Annotated in this window: 19 protein-coding genes; 10 read left to right on the top strand and 9 right to left on the bottom strand. The window is 46.4% G+C overall.

What is annotated here, in order from left to right; translation table 11 throughout:
* The first annotated feature begins 6 nt into the window (after nt 1-6).
* Both ACLWNV_RS16480 and ACLWNV_RS16475 read left to right on the top strand, forming a co-directional pair.
* On the top strand, nt 7-945 hold the full coding sequence (locus ACLWNV_RS16480) for a hydroxymethylglutaryl-CoA lyase (RefSeq protein ID WP_413585539.1): 939 nt from the start codon (nt 7-9) through the stop codon (nt 943-945).
* A gap of 163 nt (nt 946-1108) precedes the next feature.
* Entirely contained in the window at nt 1109-2404 is a 1296-nt protein-coding gene (locus ACLWNV_RS16475; RefSeq protein WP_413585538.1) for a hypothetical protein, read from the top strand.
* Nucleotides 2405-2464: 60 nt separating this feature from the next.
* Here ACLWNV_RS16475 and ACLWNV_RS16470 read toward each other — a convergent pair whose 3' ends face one another.
* Nucleotides 2465-3124, bottom strand: coding sequence for a type 1 glutamine amidotransferase (locus tag ACLWNV_RS16470; RefSeq protein WP_413585537.1), 660 nt, complete (start codon nt 3122-3124; stop codon nt 2465-2467).
* A 149-nt stretch (nt 3125-3273) separates the two neighbouring features.
* On the opposite strand from ACLWNV_RS16470, the gene ACLWNV_RS16465 reads away from it, so the two are divergent.
* A complete protein-coding gene (locus ACLWNV_RS16465; protein ID WP_413585536.1) occupies nt 3274-4812 on the top strand; it encodes an ABC-F family ATP-binding cassette domain-containing protein in 1539 nt (512 codons plus the stop codon).
* A gap of 170 nt (nt 4813-4982) precedes the next feature.
* A complete protein-coding gene (locus ACLWNV_RS16460) occupies nt 4983-6353 on the top strand; it encodes a hypothetical protein (RefSeq protein ID WP_413585535.1) in 1371 nt (456 codons plus the stop codon).
* 41 nt (nt 6354-6394) lie between these two features.
* On the opposite strand, the gene ACLWNV_RS16455 is transcribed toward ACLWNV_RS16460, so the two are convergent.
* Both ACLWNV_RS16455 and ACLWNV_RS16450 read right to left on the bottom strand, forming a co-directional pair.
* Nucleotides 6395-7195, bottom strand: a complete 801-nt coding sequence (locus ACLWNV_RS16455; protein ID WP_413585534.1) for a DUF2799 domain-containing protein — start codon at nt 7193-7195, stop codon at nt 6395-6397.
* Between the two features lie 3 nt (nt 7196-7198).
* Complete coding sequence (locus ACLWNV_RS16450; RefSeq protein WP_413585533.1) at nt 7199-9031, bottom strand: ATP-binding cassette domain-containing protein; 1833 nt, start codon at nt 9029-9031, stop codon at nt 7199-7201.
* 169 nt (nt 9032-9200) lie between these two features.
* On the opposite strand from ACLWNV_RS16450, the gene ACLWNV_RS16445 reads away from it, so the two are divergent.
* The 4 genes from ACLWNV_RS16445 to ACLWNV_RS16430 all read left to right on the top strand — a co-directional run bounded on the left by ACLWNV_RS16445 (nt 9201) and on the right by ACLWNV_RS16430 (nt 12205).
* Nucleotides 9201-9620: a DUF523 domain-containing protein gene (locus tag ACLWNV_RS16445; RefSeq protein ID WP_413585532.1), complete on the top strand. Its 420-nt coding sequence runs from the start codon at nt 9201-9203 to the stop codon at nt 9618-9620.
* Nucleotides 9621-9751: 131 nt separating this feature from the next.
* Nucleotides 9752-10339, top strand: coding sequence for a hypothetical protein (locus ACLWNV_RS16440; RefSeq protein WP_413585531.1), 588 nt, complete (start codon nt 9752-9754; stop codon nt 10337-10339).
* Nucleotides 10336-11172 (top strand): DUF4423 domain-containing protein, encoded by an 837-nt coding sequence (locus tag ACLWNV_RS16435; protein WP_413585530.1) that lies wholly within the window; start codon nt 10336-10338, stop codon nt 11170-11172. The genes ACLWNV_RS16440 and ACLWNV_RS16435 overlap by 4 nt, the downstream gene beginning before the upstream one ends.
* Nucleotides 11153-12205 (top strand): hypothetical protein, encoded by a 1053-nt coding sequence (locus ACLWNV_RS16430; RefSeq protein ID WP_413585528.1) that lies wholly within the window; start codon nt 11153-11155, stop codon nt 12203-12205. Before ACLWNV_RS16435 ends, ACLWNV_RS16430 begins: the two co-directional genes overlap by 20 nt.
* 61 nt (nt 12206-12266) lie before the next feature.
* Here ACLWNV_RS16430 and panD read toward each other — a convergent pair whose 3' ends face one another.
* Genes panD through ACLWNV_RS16400 form a run of 6 tightly spaced genes read right to left on the bottom strand, consistent with a single transcriptional unit; the run spans nt 12267 to nt 16987 of the window.
* Nucleotides 12267-12656, bottom strand: coding sequence for an aspartate 1-decarboxylase (gene panD / locus ACLWNV_RS16425; protein WP_413585527.1), 390 nt, complete (start codon nt 12654-12656; stop codon nt 12267-12269).
* Nucleotides 12657-12665: 9 nt separating this feature from the next.
* Complete coding sequence (locus ACLWNV_RS16420; RefSeq protein ID WP_413585526.1) at nt 12666-13436, bottom strand: type III pantothenate kinase; 771 nt, start codon at nt 13434-13436, stop codon at nt 12666-12668.
* A complete protein-coding gene (gene coaBC, locus ACLWNV_RS16415) occupies nt 13433-14716 on the bottom strand; it encodes a bifunctional phosphopantothenoylcysteine decarboxylase/phosphopantothenate--cysteine ligase CoaBC (RefSeq protein WP_413585525.1) in 1284 nt (427 codons plus the stop codon). Before coaBC ends, ACLWNV_RS16420 begins: the two co-directional genes overlap by 4 nt.
* A complete protein-coding gene (panC, locus tag ACLWNV_RS16410; RefSeq protein ID WP_413585523.1) occupies nt 14703-15458 on the bottom strand; it encodes a pantoate--beta-alanine ligase in 756 nt (251 codons plus the stop codon). The genes coaBC and panC overlap by 14 nt, the downstream gene beginning before the upstream one ends.
* On the bottom strand, nt 15455-16252 hold the full coding sequence (gene panB / locus ACLWNV_RS16405) for a 3-methyl-2-oxobutanoate hydroxymethyltransferase (RefSeq protein ID WP_413585522.1): 798 nt from the start codon (nt 16250-16252) through the stop codon (nt 15455-15457). The genes panC and panB overlap by 4 nt, the downstream gene beginning before the upstream one ends.
* A 12-nt stretch (nt 16253-16264) precedes the next feature.
* The gene (locus tag ACLWNV_RS16400; RefSeq protein ID WP_413585521.1) at nt 16265-16987 is read right to left on the bottom strand and encodes a DUF2520 domain-containing protein; all 723 of its coding nucleotides are present in this window, start codon (nt 16985-16987) and stop codon (nt 16265-16267) included.
* 183 nt (nt 16988-17170) lie between these two features.
* On the opposite strand from ACLWNV_RS16400, the gene ACLWNV_RS16395 reads away from it, so the two are divergent.
* Nucleotides 17171-17833, top strand: a complete 663-nt coding sequence (locus ACLWNV_RS16395; RefSeq protein ID WP_413585520.1) for a hypothetical protein — start codon at nt 17171-17173, stop codon at nt 17831-17833.
* A 10-nt stretch (nt 17834-17843) separates the two neighbouring features.
* Nucleotides 17844-18410, top strand: a complete 567-nt coding sequence (locus tag ACLWNV_RS16390; protein ID WP_413585519.1) for a hypothetical protein — start codon at nt 17844-17846, stop codon at nt 18408-18410.
* Nucleotides 18411-18464: the final 54 nt, after the last annotated feature.

Here is an 18464-nt window from a genome sequence, read left to right as displayed (position 1 = left end):
AAAATTATGGCCAAGAATTCAGTTGCGATTGTGGAAATGGGATTACGAGATGGTTTGCAAAACGAGAAAGTCGTTTTGGATGCCGACACACGCGTTGAATTTGCCCGCCGCCTGATCGAGGCCGGTACCAAGCGCGTGGAAATCGGCGCGTTCGTTTCCCCGCAGTGGGTTCCGCAAATGGCGGGAACTAAAGAAGTGGTCAGTAAGGCATTCGCTTTACAAAAATCCGGCAAAGTTCCCAAGAAAACCGAGTTCTCGGTGCTTGTTCCGAATGAGCGCGGAATGCAGGATGCGATTGCCAGCGGCGTAAAAGAGATCGCGATTTTCGCAGCTTGCTCTGAATCCTTTTCGTTGAAGAATATTAACTGCTCGATCGACGAAAGTTTCAAACGCTTTGAGCCGGTGATGGCTTTGGCTAAAAAACATAAAATCAAAGTGCGTGGGTATTTGTCGACGTGCTTTGGCTGTCCATTTGAAGGCAAAGTTCCTGAAGCTCGCGTAGTGAAGCTTGCTCAACGCATGCATAAGCTGGGTGTCTATGAACTCTCGGTGGGTGACACGATCGGTGTTGCGAACGTGGGTCAGGTTCATTCGTTATTTAAAAAAATCAAAAAAGTAGTTCCGGTAAAAAAGCTGGCAGGTCACTTTCACGATACCCGTGGGCAGGCCTTGGCAAATATCCTTGCGGCCTTTGAAGAGGGCGTTCGCGTTTTTGATACCAGCTTGGGTGGTTTGGGTGGATGCCCTTACGCACCAGGTGCTACTGGAAATGTGGCGACTGAAGATGTCGTTTATATGTTTCATGGAATGGGTATCAAAACCGGCTTGAACCTGGAAAAGCTGATTGCGATTGATCCTTGGATGTCCGAAAAAATCCAACACGCATTGCCTTCAAAAGTCGGTAAAGTCGGTACTCTAAAACCCTTGGGTAAAGTTCAAAAATAGGACCTGGCACCTGTTAACTTTGTGAACACTGGCTGCCATCTTGCGCTCTTTCGCCTTGTTCTGACTCCTAAGATCCAATCAATTCCATTTGAGGCCCTCAAATTCTGGTACTGCTCTTGAAACACGCCCGTCGGAGCTTAAAACGTATCAGGAGACAATCTATATGAAGTTCAACCGAGCACTTAGCTTTGCTTTGATTTCCAATATGGTTATTGCGTCGTTTGCGCACGCAATTAGTAAGGAAATGCAGGAGTTGGTTACATTGGAAACCAAGTCCAATGCGGTTGCCACGCGCAGTAATCAAGAGGTTTTGGTCTATCACTATGATATTCCACTAAGTCTGATTCAGGCGGATATCGCCAAACGTGCTCCTGAAAAGTTTGTGAACTCGTTGATCCACGAAATCAAAGGCGAGAAGTACCTTCGTTGGATTATAAATCCTGAAGACACCAAGTGGTGGCAGGAGATCGCAGGTTTCCTAAAGGACAACGGAATCACTCCGATCAAGAAAGTTTATTATAAAGGCTATATGACCGCTTCCCGCAGCTATATTATTGTCGATCCTGTTTCGAATGCGGAATTCTCCTTTAAAGGTTCCACGGATAAAACGGGCGGTCACTGGCGCGACAAGCACCAGGACTGGGATGACGGTAAGCAGATCCGTATGATGACGGATTTCGTGGAGGACCAAATCGCAAAACAACCGAAACTATACAATATCGTATTGCTGGATGAGCCATTGGCATTTGGTGTTGAAACCAAAGATGCTAACGGCAAGGTCGTGATCGATCAGGGTATGATCATTCGCTCTTACGATACTTTGTCGAACTCGGGCAAAACTTACGTTCCGGGTTTTTCGATCATGCACGAACAAAAGGGTCGCGAAATTGCAAAGCTAAATGGCTCTGACAATCCGTCTGAGTTTTGGAATGAGCACTATAACAAACCATTGGCACGTGCTATTGCGGAATTCTTTGCACTGACCGGTATGACTTACGATTCTCCACACTCCCAGAACTTCCTGGTAGAGTTGGATTCAAAAATGCGTCCGACAGGGAAGATCGTTTTGCGTGACTACGGTGATACTTATCTAACTCAGGAATTCTTTAATAAAGTTGGCAGAACCGATATCACTAAGGCGTGGGAGCAGGACAATCTGAAATTTGGACGTGCTTCTGTCTCTGTGGGTATTTTGCATGGTAACTCACCGCCATCGTGGATCACGCAAACTATGTATGACAAATGGGGTTTTGATTTTTTTGCTGAGTTTGAAAAGGAACTTAAGCTTCAGACGGGCATTGCGCTTGTGAATAAAGGCGCGGTCTCTAAAAATGGAATGTATCGAACGAAAATGTATAACTTGACCACAGAAAACGGCATGAAGTTCATTGATCTGGTTGGCAAGAATCAACAGCGCGATGCTTTAACTCGTGTCTGCTCCAGAATCTTTTCGATGTAAAATTAGAATGACATTAAATAAAAAGGCCTGGTTATCCAGGCCTTTTTTATTTTTTGAAAACTAAGATTTAAATAATTTATCCAATTGTTTGAAATACCATACCTGCAATTGCTTTCTTAGAGGCAGTGATTCCAGCATCTCGGTTCGTCTCTGAACCTGACCCTGTTGTTCAGGGCTTACTTCGTCGGCACATTCCTTAATCCATTCATCTGTCGTTTCCGGATGAAACTGCGTCGCTATGATGTTGTCGCCAAGTTTATAGGCCTGGTTCTTACAAAACTCATTGGTTGCGATCAGTTCTGCCCCCGGAGGCAGCGTAAACGTGCAGTGATGCCAATGAAATGCCGGAATGGTTTCGCCGTCGGTGGTTTGCACAGGAACAAATCCCACTTCCCAGCCGGGCTCGTGTATCAGAACTTTGCCGCCCATGATCTCTGCAATCAGCTGAGACCCAAGACACAGACCAAATATCTTTGCATCGTTATCGATGAGCTCGCGAATAAACTTTTTCTCGGTACGAAGCCACGGGAATTTTTCCTCTTCAAAGGTATCCATGCTGCCGCCGCAGATAACGACGCCGTCATAGGCCTTGGCGTTTGGAACGTGAGAGTCCTCTGCCGGATGCCAGAATTCAACTGCATAGCTATTTTGAGACGCCCAGTCCAAGGTTGTACCCGGGGGGCCATCCAGTTCGTGCTGAATGATTAAAAGCTTCTTCATGGGCTGAATACTAGCATAAGTGAAAATTCTTTGCTACACTGGATCGGCCGGGAACTCCCGGCGTCTATGAGAAAATAAATCCATCTTACTCCTCTTTTTAAGAACTTCATTCGGGACCTTCAGGATCCCAAGAGATGGATTTTTCCAATATGCAAAATAGAATATTTCAAATCACAGCTCACAATGTGGGCTATGAGCACAGCAATGGGCTGCGTTTGTTCTCGTCATTGAATTTCAGCATGGGTGCAGGTCGCTATGGATTGGTCGGTCCCAATGGGATCGGTAAATCCACGTTGGCGAAAATTCTGTCGGCAGTGCTTTCTGCGACGGAAGGGGAGATCCATGCCAGTCATCCGATCACGTACCTAAAACAAATGGAAGACCGTCCGGATCAAACCGTAGGGGAGTTCCTGGTGGAAATCTGGGAGTCGGCGCAGCTCGATGCTGTGACTCAGGAAACTTTATTGGGGGATATTCCCTTTGAACGTCCGCTTAAACTTTTAAGTGGCGGCGAGTGGACTCGCGTGCGCATGGCCAAGGCTATCGCTGGGAATTCCGGTTTATTGATTCTGGATGAGCCCACGAACAACCTGGATCGTGAAGCCAAAAAAAGAATCGTGGAATTCGCCCATGGCTTTAATGGCAATCTTCTGATTATCAGCCATGACCGCGAGCTATTGGAGGAGATGGACACCATCATGGAAATGTCCAACCAAGGTATGCGCGTCTATGGAGGCAGCTATTCTTTTTACGAGCAACAGCGAAGACAGGAGATCGAGCAGGAACAGTCGACCTTGAATCAGTTACGTCGTGAAAAGAAGAAAACCGAAAGGGAACTTCATTCAAAAGTTGAAACTCAGGAAAAACGCATGCGTCGTGGTCAGGCGATCGCCGATAAGGGTGGGATTCCCCGCATTGTCGTGGGCGGCTTAAAGCGCGCAGCGCAAGTGACCTTAGGAACAATTAATGCCAACGAAAGCCAAAGAGCTGGCGCTGCCAGTGCGGAATTTCAATCGCACTATGCAGGTATGCGCACGCAGACCACTTTGAGGTTGAAGGATCTAGGTGTGAAAATGCCGGCAGAGAAGCTAATTTTCTCGGTGGAAGATTTCAACTTCCGTTTCGTCGGGGTTGAGAATTGGCTTTGGCCCGAAAATCTAACTATGCATATGAAAGGGCCGGAGCGCTGGGCTTTCACCGGAAAAAATGGAGCTGGCAAAACGACTTTCCTGCAACTTTTGCTATCCAAAGGCGAAGTACCTCAGGGAGAGGTTCAGGGAAATCTATCTTTGGGAAGTCTGCGCACCAGTATGATCGATCAGGAATACAGTCTGCTTCGCTTTGATCAATCGGTTTTGGAAAACATCATGGATGTCAGCAGCAAGGGAGCGGAATGGATTCGCAATGAGCTTGCGGCCTTTCAGTTTTTTGCAGATCGGGTTCATCAAGAGGCAGAAAGCTTAAGTGGTGGAGAAAAACTGAAGCTTTGTCTCGCAAAAGTTTTCCTTGCCGATGTGGTGCCGGATTTGTTGGTGCTGGACGAGCCTACCAACAATCTGGATATCAGCAGTCTGGAGGTATTGGAGGACGTTTTGCTGGCATATCAGGGAGCTTTGATCGTGGTCTCCCATGACCCGATTTTCTTAGAGAAAATTCAAACTCGGGAGGTCCGCCTTTTGCAATCCTAGCCTGTGATATGCTTTCACGTTGGCTCACAATACTATCTTTTGTCTGTTTTGGCATACTTAGCCTGGTCGTCATCAAGATGAACCAAAGGCCTCTATGTATCGATTCCAAGGTTGTCGAGAAAATTGACAGAACCTCGGGGCGACAACATGACGAGGTCTATCGTTGTTCATTGAATAAGGCGACCCGCTATAGCAGCTACTTTGGGAATAACCTAAAGAGCCTGAACCTGCGCGTGGGTGCTACGGAACGTGTTTTGGAAAGCATCGAGCCATTCTATCAAAGGGTGCAGATTCTGATCACAGAAGATCATCCGAACATGTTCCGCATTAAAGGCCATACGATCTTTATCGGTCAGAATTTGCTGGAGGCACCAGGGCATTTGGAAAAAGCGCTCAGTAAAATCTGGTACCGCGAACGTAATGAAACCTTATTCGTTCAACAGGAACTACTAGAGGAAGTCGCAACCGATTTCCTGGTTTACCTGCAAACGGGTGATCTGGATATCGGTGATCCAAAGTCACATTTGAAAACAGCATTGCTTCCGGTGAAGTGGCCTTATGTGATTAAGTCACCTTCGGCATATTGTGAATCACCTTGGAAGCAATCTGAAGACTATGAAGTCTGCGCAAAGAACCAGGATCTTTCAGCCCTAGAATCTGAAGTCCTCGAGATGAGTTTGCGTCCTTTGATTTTAAGCAGCTGGATCAAATCTTATAAAAGTCTATCAGTGGGCGAGCGCTATCAATTCACCCGTGGCATTTCCGCGATGCTGCGCCACGAATATAATCCGGTACTATCGGTGGCAGGTGACGAAACGGCATCTACCTTAGCCAGAGCTTCGGCCACATTAAAGAACTTCAATCACTATGTAACCAGTTCTGATCTGGGTAAGACTTCAAATACCTACAGAATTTTTGCTGCAAAGTTTGCCAATGAACTGCAAAGCCGTGGTTATCACAATGCTTTTGCCGAGGCGAGCTTTGATGTTTTGTACGTAAGTAATCAGAAGATTTCCACTTCGGGGCCAGCCTTCCAGGAATTTATGAAGATCGCCAAGGCTCAGCCGCAAACTCAGATTGCACTTCGTGATGAAGATAACTTATGGATGTTGCCTTCAAAGTTCCCGATTCCGATTAAAACCTTCGGGCAAATCAAAGCCAATCGCACGATCGTTGAAAAGTGTGGCGGATTTAGTTTCAGTTACGTGATGGACTATTCTGAAAGCACAGAAAAGCTTTTGGTCGTGGAACACTGTGATCCAAAAGCTCAGGTCTATTACAATGGTTATCTGAAATCCGGAGCAGAAGGTTTTGCGTTCGAAAACAAGGGCATGTCCTTTGTGCAGTTCCATCTGCCTTCCTTGTTAATGAAGCGTGATGACCTAGCACAGGTACTGAACGTAAAAGACTTTATTAAGAACCGCGACGTGGACAGCACGTCGTTTAAGAGCCTTGGTTGGCAGGAAGTACGCTGGGATAAAACAGCCAATGCTTATCAGCCAAAGGCTTATGTCGATGCCATTGAGTGGTTTAGATTCTAGAAATAAAAAGGGGCTTTGCAGAGCCCCTTTTTTTATTCCTTTTATAGTCCCGCCATTTCGGTACGGTAGTCGCTGATTTCTTTTGAAAGCTTATCCATCTCGGCCTGAATGCTGTTCTTTGCTCTTTCGGCGTCGTTCACTTTCCATTCTGCTTGGCGAACATTCGAGTCTGCAGCACTAATTCGATTGTTTATGTCATCTTTCAGCGCTTGATTGTTGCTGTCATTTGCAAAAATACGTTGTGCCTCTAAGGACGATTGCTGACTACGAAGCATGTGAACTTTGTTTTGCGCTGAGGCCACTTCCATAACGGCTAAACGCATTTTATAGTCAAGTTCACGGCGGCGGTCTTCAGCGTTCTTGATCTGTGCCTCAACGTATCTTAGGCGGCCTTTTTTATACTCAGGCATAAACCCTGATTCCAAATCCGTCGGGCACAGGTTGCGGTACTTTTTGCCGGAAGCACCAGCAGTGAAGCCGTTACTTTTTGCGCAGTAGTCACGAATCCCTTTGGTGTGGCTGGAGGTCAGGGTTTTTACATCGGAACCTTCGCAGAATTGCGGTACGAAAGGATCCCCTGATTTGCCCACCAGGTATGAGTTTTCTTTGGTGCAGTATTTGATACGGCCACTTTTGAAACCCTGATCCGCTTGAGATTCGCTGATTTCGGCTTCCTCTTTACGGCACGAAAGAAGTTTTGGATCTGAGGAAAGCCATTCCCCGCGCATTGCCACACTTTCACCGTGCTGAAACCAGTTGGTGCTTTCGCAGTCTTTTTTAAGTTGGCTTGCGCATCCAGAAACCAGAACAGTCATTGCCATTAACGAGATCAGATTCTTCATAACTTATCCTATCAGGTTCTTTAGTTCTTGTTCAAAAGTATGTTGCTCTTCCATTGCCTGAAGCATCAGGGTTTCCAGATCTTCAATCTGACCACTGACTTCGTGAAGGTCTTTAGCGAGGCCTGCCGAGTTCGCCGCAGTCCCTGCGATCAGTTGTTCATTCATGTCGTCGCGTTTTTTAGCCAGTACCGCTAAACGCTTGTCAGAATCTTCGATCACCTTTTGGGCTTTTTTGATTTGCGTTTCAATTCTTTTGCGCTCTTCCTTGTAGTTGAACTTTGCCGGTTCCGCAGAGCCTGCGCCTACGTTCGTGCGATTTACATCCTGGGGATTCATCACACGTTCAGAAAGGAAACCTTTTTGCAAACTCCACACGTACTCGTCATAAGTTCCCGGATAAAGTGTCAGTAAACCGTGGTTCACTTCCAAAATTTTATTCGCGACACGTCCGATGAAGCCGCGATCATGGCTGACAGTTACAATCGTACCTTCATAACGCTCAAGTGCTGTGGTCAGGGCTTCTACAGTGTCAAAGTCCAAGTGATTCGTGGGCTCATCCAGCAGCAACAGTGGGGATTTCTGCAAAAGAATTTGCCCCAAGGCCACGCGGGATTTTTCTCCACCCGAAAGAACTTTTACTTTCTTGTGAACAGCGTCTCCGCTGAACAACAAGCTTCCCGCGATATTTAAAACATCCTGCTGAATAACGTCTTTATGAGCTAGGGATGCCAGGGCTTCCAACACAGTGTGCTCCGGATTCAATGCCTCGGGTGTATGTTGGGCAAAGTAAGACAAGCTTACCTGATGGCCCCATTTAATTGAACCGCGCAAAAGTGGAATCTGTTCGCCCAGCGATTTTAGCAGCGTCGACTTACCGGCACCGTTTAATCCCACGATACCCAAGTGATTGCCGCGCTCCAGACGAACAGTGACATCCTTTAGGATAACCTTGTCGCCATAGCCGCAATCTGCACTTTCAATCTCCAAAATCATTTTTCCCGTAGGACTTGCCGGGGGAATATGAATAGTCGAGTGAGTTGGGGCCGCTTTAAGTTCAATCGTCTCCATTTTTTCCAAAGCCTTCAGACGAGATTGTGCCTGACGGGCTTTGGTGGCCTTCGCCCCAAATCGGGTGACGAAGTCCATGATGGATTTCTTTTTGGCGGCCTGGCTGAGTGCTTGCTTTTGCAGAAGTTCTGCAAGCATGGCCTTTTGTTCAAAGTAGTCGTCCAGATTTCCGGCAAACTTTACGATGTCGCCAGCTTCGACTTCCAGAATATGATCTGTCACTCGACGCAAAAATTCGCGGTCATGTGAAATTAGCAGGAAAGCACCTTTGTACTCTTGCAGAAAGCTTTCCAGAACCAACAAAGTTTCCAGATCCAAAAAGTTCGTCGGCTCATCCAGAAGCAGCAGATTCGGTTCTTGTCCGATTAGATACAAAAGCTTCACACGCATGCGGAAGCCACCGCTTAGTTCTTTTAAATGAGATTGAAAATGACGTTCTGTCAGACCCAGCTTTAAGCCGAATTGCTTCAACTCCCAAAGCGGAGTGATGCAGCTTTTTTCCAGATACTCTTCCACTTTTTCAGAGATATTCCAGTCAGATTCCTGTTCCAAGTAACCTAAGCGCAGTTGTTGAGACTTGGTCACAATACCGCTATCCAAGTGCTCCTGATCCACCAGAATCTTAAATAAGGTCGTCTTGCCCGCCCCATTGGGCCCAATAACGCCCACATGCTCGCCCTCATTGATCGCGAAAGTCGCCTGATCAAAAAGAACCTTAGCACCAAAGGCCTTATGCCCATCCTGTAACTGCAATAACGTAATACCCATATTCCCCAAGGGTAACAGTTCCCTTTTTGTAGCGCCAGCAGTCATGCGCCGTGAGGTACGGACTTACCTACAAAGTAGGTCCGTACCTTTGCTGACTAGTTATTGGACAATCCTGCAGTTTCTGCAGGGGAGGCGAGTTTCAGAGGTAAATGTGTTACCTTTCCAGCTTATGAGCGAAGGAAAGATCCTGGTATCAGCCTGCCTAATCGGAAAACCGTGCCGCTATGATGGAAAACATCAGCTGCGCGAGGAAGTCACCGTCCTCCACGAGGAAGAGATGACTATCGCCGTTTGCCCTGAAGAAATGGGCGGTCTTTCCACGCCACGCACTCCGGCTGAACGTATCGGTGACAAAGTTATCGATAAGAACGGCAAGGACGTTACGGCTGAGTACAAATGTGGCGCTCAAAAAGCTTTGGAAATCGCGCTGAAGTTCGGCGTGAAAGAAGCCATGTTAAAATCCAAATCCCCAATGTGCGGCTGCGGCCGAATTTATGACGGCACTTACAGCGGAAAAACCATCGAAGGTAACGGCGTCCTTGCCGAAATGCTGTTGAATGCCGGTATCGAAGTCGAATCCATCGACTAACTGCATGCCGCAGTGATTACATATGCAATCATTTTGATGACCGGCCCCTCTTGGCAACGCAAGAATATCCTGCAATAGTTTCTTCATCGACGTCGAAATCGTTTTTGAATTAAACAATTTTGGGAGAACACATGAAACATCTAGTATTAGCTTCTTTATTTATTCTTGGCGCGAGCACTTCTCAGGCTGTTGTGGCAGATCATTTTGCTTGTACTGCAAATATCAATTATGTGAACGCTGGAATTGATGCGGTTCAAACACAGGATCTTTCGATTGTCAGACTTCCTAGTGCTGACGGCACGACTAAGCCATATACTGAAACAATCGGCCGTACATCATTAAAAATGAATTTGGAAAATTCCAGCGGGGTAGCGGCTGTAAATTTAAACTTGTATTATAAGCACGCATCGCGCCCGATTTCCGGCTCTACGGGTTTAGAGGCCCGTCAGTTTACATGCATGGGTGTGGCTGTTGGATATTGTTCAAAGTCCCAGCCGGGTGAACCATCTTCGTGCATGAGTGATCCTAGAGTTTCTTGCCTGGAGCGATTCAATCCTTTCGATCCTGTTAATGGTTGGACCAAAACACGTGTTGATGGAACAACTCCGGTATTTACTGATGCCGAAATCACACCTGCTAGAGCTGAAATTACGGATGAAATCACTGGCGACCATTTAATTGTCACGGTTAACTGCAAATTTTTGGGAACTTATAAGTGAGATCTCAGAGTTTAGTTGCGGAACTTGTTCGCCCTGTAGTCTTTGACTATGGGGAGGCGGCAAAGTTTCTTCGGGCTCTGTTCGAATACTATAAAAAAAAGGGTTCCTTCAGTTTAAGACAAAGAACTCAGCGTGTTGGCGGATTGTCGCAGACATTGGTTTCTCAGATAATCAACGGTCACAGACAAGTGACCCGTGATAATCTTCCAGCGTTGGCGGTGGTTTTTAAGTTAACCAAAATCGAGCAGGATTATCTTGATAAGCAACTTTTAGGGAATGTTTTAAAAGTAGTATCAAATACCACCGATGTATTTGCACCGGCGAAGCGTATGGCTAAAAACCATATTCTTTCGGATTGGGTTCATCCTTATGTGAAAGACTTAGTGAATCTGAAAGGATTTTCTCCAGAACCGCAGAATCTTCACCGCATGCTTTCGGGATTTGTCAGTCCCGAGCGAATTCAGAAATCGGTGGATTTTCTTATTCGTGAAGGGTTCTGGCGTAGAACTCCCGAAGGCAAGATTGTTCCAGAGGAGAGCGCGGTAGCAACGACGAATGAAATTCCAAATGAGAATATCCGCTCCTTTCATAAAAAGGCCTTGGATATTGCTCATCGGGGTATTTCGGTCTTACCATCACACCGTCGCAAGTCTTCAACAGTTTTGGTTTCTGTAGATAAAAATAAAATGGATGAGCTAAGAGGCTTGGTGGATTCGTTTCAGCAGCAATTGCTGGAATTTATCGAAAAAAATCCCCAAGGCAAAGATTCCTTGGTTCAAGTAGCAATACACCTAACTCCTATTGGGGCGATCAATGAAGAATCAAATACTTAAGATAAGTTATCTGATCGTTGCCGTTATGTTGTCGATAGGACTGCAAGCGCAGGCTTCAGGAACTGTTGTGGGTAATGGCGGGGATCCGGTTTTTGAGTTTTTGCGTGCGACTCGCGAGTCGATGAATGCGACGATCAAGTATGTTTTGAATCAACCCGAGGAAAAAGAAAAATTTTGTAAATCGGACCGATTGTCTGAGGAGCAGAGTCAGTTCTGCCGGGATTTCTTTTTCAAAATCGGTCAGCAGATCTTAATTCTAAGCAGTGGTCAAAAACCAACAGAGTTTGTATTGCGCGAAAAACCGCTCTATGTGCAGGGACCCGATGGTAAACCTATGTCTGTTGCCGCCCGAACCAGCTTGGGCCCCGAGGGGACTATCGAGTTTCATAGGGATTCACTGCGCACAATGGCGCCAGTTCAGGTTCTTTTTCTGATTACTCATGAATTTGAACATAAAACGGTGATCGAAGGTAAATCTATATCGGATAATGAACGGATCGGTCCTTTTCATTCGGGCAGAGAACTTTTGGACGCTATCGCAACATCGATTGTAAGTGTCGCAAAAAGAAAAGGTAAGATTGGATCCCAGTTTGGTATCCGTGATTTATTTTCCTGTGAAGCATCTAACGGTAGCGGCAATTTCGGTGCGCAGATTGTTGGTTCCAGATTGTTCCAAGACGGAAACCTAATGACCTACGAAACCAGTGTTGGAAGCAATCCCATGGAAGGATCGATATACTTCCAAGAGGATTACGAAACGATTCTTCGCTTAAAGTTCGTCATTACCGAGCCGAATAATTGCGGTGAAGATAGTAATGGCCGTAACACAGTGGTTGAAATTATCAGATCCAAGACAATGAGTGGAGGTCGTGACGAGACCGTAGTTTCGACCATCGTCTTTCCTGATAACCCTATTTGCAATAATAAAAAGAGATTAGTTGTGAGTTATGGGCAGATTCGATTTGCCTGTCAGTACTTCGCTTCGGAAGGAACGACATCGTCGCCGTTCTCGACGGGCTTAAAGAAGAAATAAAAAAATCCCGGGTGAGAGCCCGGGATTTTGTGCAGTGCTGCTACCAAAAGTGTGTCCGTACCTATTTCTTCTTTTTCTTTTTGTTGTTTTTGTGGGATTCCGCGCGTTTTTGTTTTACGCGATTTTTTTCGTCCACGAAAACTACTGTTGGTTCAAATTTTTTGGCTTCTTCCATGGAAAGGCCGCAGTAAGAGCAGATGATGACCAGGTCGCCCTTTTGGACGTGGCGGGCAGCGGCTCCGTTTAGACAGATGTCGCCTTTGTCACCCAGGATCACGTAAGTCGAAAATCTTGCGCCGTTGTTGCAGTTATAGATGTCGACTCTTTCGTTCATGACTAAACCAGATGCTTTAATCAAATCAGGGCAGATGCTGATGGAACCCTCGTAGTTCAAGTCGGATTCAGTAACAGTGGCGCGGTGAATTTTTGTTCTAAGGAGTGAAATATTCATAAATAACCTCTAAGCATTTTGCTGAAGCGAAATCAGCATACCTTTCAAAACCAAGTCAGGGATAATAGCATCAAAAACTTTTTCTTTTTCAAACAGGGACGAGAATCCGCCGGTGCCGATAACAAATGGCTTTTCATCCGGGAAGCATTCACGCGTTACGCGCGAAATGATTTCTTTCATCGTGCCCAGATGACCGTAGTAAAGACCCGACTGAATACTTTCAATCGTGGTGCGACCCAGGGCCTCGTGCATAGAAACAATTTCCACTGAAGGCAGCTTGGCCGTTTTGCTTTCCAGGGCTTCCATACAAAGACGAAGACCGGCAACGATGGAACCGCCCAGGTAATCTTTTTCCTTGGATACCGCACAGAAAGTGGTCGCCGTTCCCAGATCAACGATGATCAGGTTCTTATTAGGGTAAAGATGGGCCCCAGCAATAGAGTTCGCTATACGATCCGCGCCCACCTCAGAAGGATTGCGGTACTTTACGCGAAGACCGGTTTTAACTCCCGCTTGCAGGATGAAGGGATTGATATTGAAGTACTTCATACAGGCGCCACGCAGTGAGTAGATCACTTCGGGTACTACCGAACAGATGGCGATCTGTTTCACCATTGCAGGATCGTAGCCGTTTTCACGAATCGCTGTGCGCAGAAAAATACCGGTTTCATCCGAAGATGCGCCGCTTTTGGAGTTCTTACGGAAGGACAAGACCATCTTGTCCTTATCAAAAAGTCCGGCAAAGATTTGGGTATTACCCACATCAAGGCATAGAATCATAGATTTTCCTTTGGTAGCATCACGCGGATCAGTTCGCTGGTCAGCTGATCCAGATTCTCGCAAGCAATAAAGCTGTGGTGATTGTACAAGGTGAATTTGTGAGTGCGTTTTACAATATCAATATCCGTTAAGTCGTTGTGAACGATGAAATCCGCATGGGAGCCTTTGAAGAGCTTATCCACTGCTGCTTTCTTTTGTTCATCTGTCGCGTGGCTTGTCAGTTTAAACGCCACGACTTTGATTTCTTTATTACGCGAGTACTCTTTAAGGCGATCCACAATCTTGTGGTTGCGCTTCAAATGAATATTCATGCCTTCAGCATCAGAGCTTACTTTTTTAACTTCCAAAGGGCGGTAGTGTTTGCCTTCGACTTCGATCGAATCCACAGAATAGTCACTAACTGCCGCTGCATGAATCACATGGGTGAAGTCCTGCTCTGACAAATACTTTTTCAGCTGGGAATCCAGAGAGGCAAAGCTCGTGAAGTAATCGCGATGATTCACGTGTTCAGCCTTGGCTGTGCCATGAGCCTGCAACAAAGTGACTTCAAATCCCATCTGGCTTAAGTACTCGGCCAAAGAAACTCCCGTGCGGCCGGAGCTTAAATTCGTAATTGTGCGAACCGTATCAATAGGTTCCTGAGTTCTACCCGCTGTCACCAGAACTTTGATTTTGGAAAGTTCTGAAGAACGGGGAGCCAGGGCTTTCGCACCATTTTCAGTCTGAACTTCAGAATTTGTTTTATGCAGATGAGCCAGAGTGATTTTTAGGATCTCATCCGGATCCAAAAGTTTGCCGTAACCTTCCTCGCCACAAGCCAGGATCCCTGATGCTGAATCCAAAATTTCAATTCCATAGGATTTCAAAGACGCCAAAGATTTTTGCGTTACCGGATGCAAATACATGGAAGTATTCATCGCGGGTGCCAATAAGAATGGTTTTTTAAAATCATGGGCCAGGAACAAGGTCGAAACCAGATCATCGCCGATACCCTGAGCCGCTTTATTGATAAAGTTCGCAGTGGCAGGTGCCACCAAAACCAAATCTGCCCAACGCATAAGATGAATGTGATCCATCACATTACCCTGCGAGTACATATCACTAACAACAGGCTTGCCCGTCAGTCCTTCCAGAGTGGAATTACCAACAAACTTTAAAGCTGCAGGAGTCATCACAACCTGCACCTCGCAACCGGCTTGCACTAAACGCGAAACCACGTGGCAGGCTTTGTAGCATGCAATGGATCCCGTCATCATAAAAAGCACTTTAGATTTGGACATTGTCAATCAACCTCACAGCGCCTAAGCGCGCGGCAACAAAACGACGGCCATCGATATCAGTCACATAATCCACTTCAAATCCGTTCGTCGACAGAACCTTTGCGGCTTCTTCGGCAGATTTTGCAGTGGTGATAGTTTTATAAATTAAGGGAGCCATTTCGCGATGTTCTTTGGTTAAAAGAAGATTGCGCGAACTTTTCGCTAGTCCATCGCTTTCACGCACGGTTGCGACGGGGACGATTTGCACGTGCATGAAAAAGGCGTCTACCATGCCTTTGATCAGGGAAAGCTGCTGGAAATCTTTTTCGCCAAAATAAGCTTTATCCGGTGAAACAATATTAAACAGCTTCATCACGACCGAAAGCACTCCGTCAAAGTGGCCTGGGCGATGTGCGCCGTCTAATAATTTAGAATAAGAATTCTCACTAACTTTATAGCGGTACTCATCCGGATACATATCAGGATAGCGAGGATAGAAAATCGCATCGACTTTGTTGTTCACTGCGGTTTTTAAATCCTGATCCCAGGTTAACGGATACTTTTCAAAATCTTTCGGATCATTGAACTGCGTGGGATTCACGAAAATAGAAAGCACCACCACGTCGTTTTCACGGCGCGCGTTCTTCATCAGTTCTTCGTGGCCCGAGTGTAAAGCACCCATGGTTGGTACAAAACCAACGCTGCCTTTCTGATTTTTTCTCCAAGCCTTGAATTCAGCCGGAGTGCGCAGAACCTGAATCAAGAGTAACTCTCTTTCTCGGTCGGAAAGTCCACAGACGCTACTTCAGAGTGGTACGTGTTGAAGACTTCTTTGATCGCCTCAAAACCGTTGAAATAAGTTTTAACGAATTTCGGTTTGAATCCTGGATTCATGCCCAGCATGTCCTGCAAAACCAAAACCTGGCCGTCAGTATCAGGACCGGCACCAATGCCAATCGTTGGAATATCCAGAGAAGCGGTGATTTCAGCAGCAAGCTTTGAAGGCACGCACTCAAGCACCACACAGAAAGCACCCGCTTCCTGCAATCGCAAAGCCTGCTCTTTGATTTTAGCCTGGGCTTTTTCATCGCGGCCTTGAACTTTAAAGCCACCCAATTGATTCACTGACTGAGGAGTAAGACCCAAGTGACCCATGATAGGTACGCCCGAGTTCACCAGATGAGTGATCATCTTATAAGTAAACTCGTCGCCGCCTTCGAGTTTCAAAGCGTGAGCACCAGCGCGCATGATTTTTTCAGCTGCTGTAGTCGTTGCCGTTAAGCCTTTGCGGTTCGCCATGAAAGGAAAGTCCGCCACGACGAATTTTTTTGCTCCCGCACCGCGAACCACAGCTGCCGTATGCAAGGCCATCATGTTAACGGTAGCAGGCAAAGTCGTCGGAAATCCATGCATCGTGTTTGCCAATGAATCTCCCACCAAAATGCAGTCGATATTGCTGTCGGCGACGATGGTAGCGAAAGTGTAGTCATAGCAAGTGATCATCGAGATCTTTTGCTTTTGGTTTTTCTTTTCCTGGAAGTCGAGGATGGATTTCATAGATTTATTCCCTCACTTTCGCGGGTAGTCCGGCCAGTAGGTTTCAAGAAAGGCTTCGTAAATTTTCAAAGCAGGATCATTTTCAAGAGCTTTAAGATTTGCTTTAACAGTCTCTGCATCTTTACGAACCAAGGGGCCCGTCAAAGCGGCGTCAGGATTGGCAAAGGTGTTTTCCACAACCTTTTGCACGTACAGGTGAGCGGCCTCTGCAGGGATTTTCATTGTGGCAAACCCGGAAAGCATCTTGGCAATCAACAGGGTCACAAAATTTCCACCCATCACACAGTACGTATGATAAAGCGCTTTCTGTGCAGAGGGCAGCCAGGAGTAAGTGTTTGTGAGACCCGGCAAAGCCTCATCCAGACTGGATGCTCCGGTAAGCGTGAAATGAATCTGACGGTAAAACTCCAGCGTGTATAAGTCCTCTCCAAAGGTCATTAGAGGATGAGCTGCAATCATGCCGTCAAAACTGTGGGCTCCAGAAAAATGCACCGCCACTTTGTCATCGTGACCCAGCAAATGCTGGCGATAAAATCCCTGCAACGCACTGTCGCTGATAGCCAACAAAACGTGAGTGGCTGCCGCGATTTTAACGCGCAATGCATGAGGATCTTGGGAGCGGTCCCAAGTCTGAAAACTGATATTTGACAGATGAAAATAGTGAGCTAAATGGCGGGCAACGCGGCCAGAGCCAATTAATAGGAAAGAGATCGAAGAATTCTTTAACGTCGCCATAGTTTTTGTAGGTACCTGTCTTATTAGGATCGGGTCCTCTGTAATGTTCGCAACTTAGCACAATTCTAACAGAATACAACGAGCCTTGCCATGATGGGTCAGGGGTGGTACGCCGATAGTCCTATGAAGCATTTGTACTGGATCGGCGGCTTAGCTTTAATTGCATTAGGTATCTTCGCCACCATGAAATTTAATGTGGGTCCTGAAACAGTGACTAAGATCGGATTTACTCACGTTTCTCAACCTGAGGAAATGGGTGCTTTGGTTTTTGAAAACCTGCAGCCCGAGATCAAAGCGGCACCTATTGTGATTTTGGGTGTGACTCCAAATAAAATTGAAGAAATGGAACTGCTAAGGGGCTTCATCGAAAAAAATCAGGAAGCAGGTTCCAGGTACGATGTGGTTATTGTCGAACCGATGCTTCCGTATGTAGAGTTGTTCCGTGAAGCGGTTTACATTCCAATCAAAGATGAAATGCCAAGATTGGTTGAGGGAATCAACAAAGCCCGCGCCGAAGGTTTGCGGGTCGCAGTGATTGTTCCTAATATTTATTCCTCGCAGCTTTTGGAATCAAATCCGGTGTGGAAGCTTAAGAATGAATACCAGTTGGATGTAACCAGTTTAAGTGTCAGCACTTATCCGGTGACCCGCGAACAAGAACAGCATTTTGAACCAAAATGCCTGGACGGGGGAGCGGTGGACCCTGCAGGTACCAGTGCCTTCGGTTGTATGATCCGAAACACTGCGCGCAGAACCCATCGCAGGAAATTGGAACCGAATAAGTACTCCACGCTGTTGGAGCAAACGGGTCCTAAAGATTATTTAATATTGTTTAACCGAAACTAGGGGAGTTTTCGTGAAAAAATTAATCGTGTTGTTGGCGGCCTTGGTGCCGGCAGTATCCAGTGCAAATATTTTTGAAGGCACTTACGAAAATAAAAGTCGTACAGCTCAGGCTGATTTGATCGAGTTTGATGGCTCTGTCACTATGAACACGACAAGCTTTTATGCCAACGGTGCGGCTGTGAACTGGTTCTTTGAATTCAAAATGCCAAAAGACCGTGAAGTAAAAGTGGGCGAGACGGTTAAAGGTCGCGTGCGCAGTGTGGATGGTCTTTACGGTTGTGTGTTTGACGAAAAAGCCGAAATGAAAATGGAAACAAACGGCGTGGTGAAAATCCGCTTCCCACTTTTGACTTATCATTTCGAAACCCGTGAAGTTCGCGAAAGAATCGGTACCGGCTATCGCCGTTATGTTGATTGGACTGGCTGGGGCTGGGTTGAGCGTGGTTACCGCTTCCCGATTGAGCGCTACAGAATCATCTCCCAGGAGTGCGTAATCACTCAAAAGAACAATACCGTAAACGTGCTTTACCCTTTGTTTGAGGGCGGCGAAGAGCCTGTACCGGCACCATTGCCATAATCAAGTTAGGGCGGCATAGAGTTTGTAAGCTCCTGGGTGGATTAAAAACTTGGG

Origin of the sequence: Bdellovibrio sp. HCB274, from assembly GCF_047306075.1 — a bacterium.
In the GTDB taxonomy this organism is placed as follows: Bacteria; Bdellovibrionota; Bdellovibrionia; order Bdellovibrionales; family Bdellovibrionaceae; genus Bdellovibrio.
The sequence above is the reverse complement of the archived record's forward strand: the minus strand, read 5'-3'. Positions and strand labels throughout refer to the sequence as shown.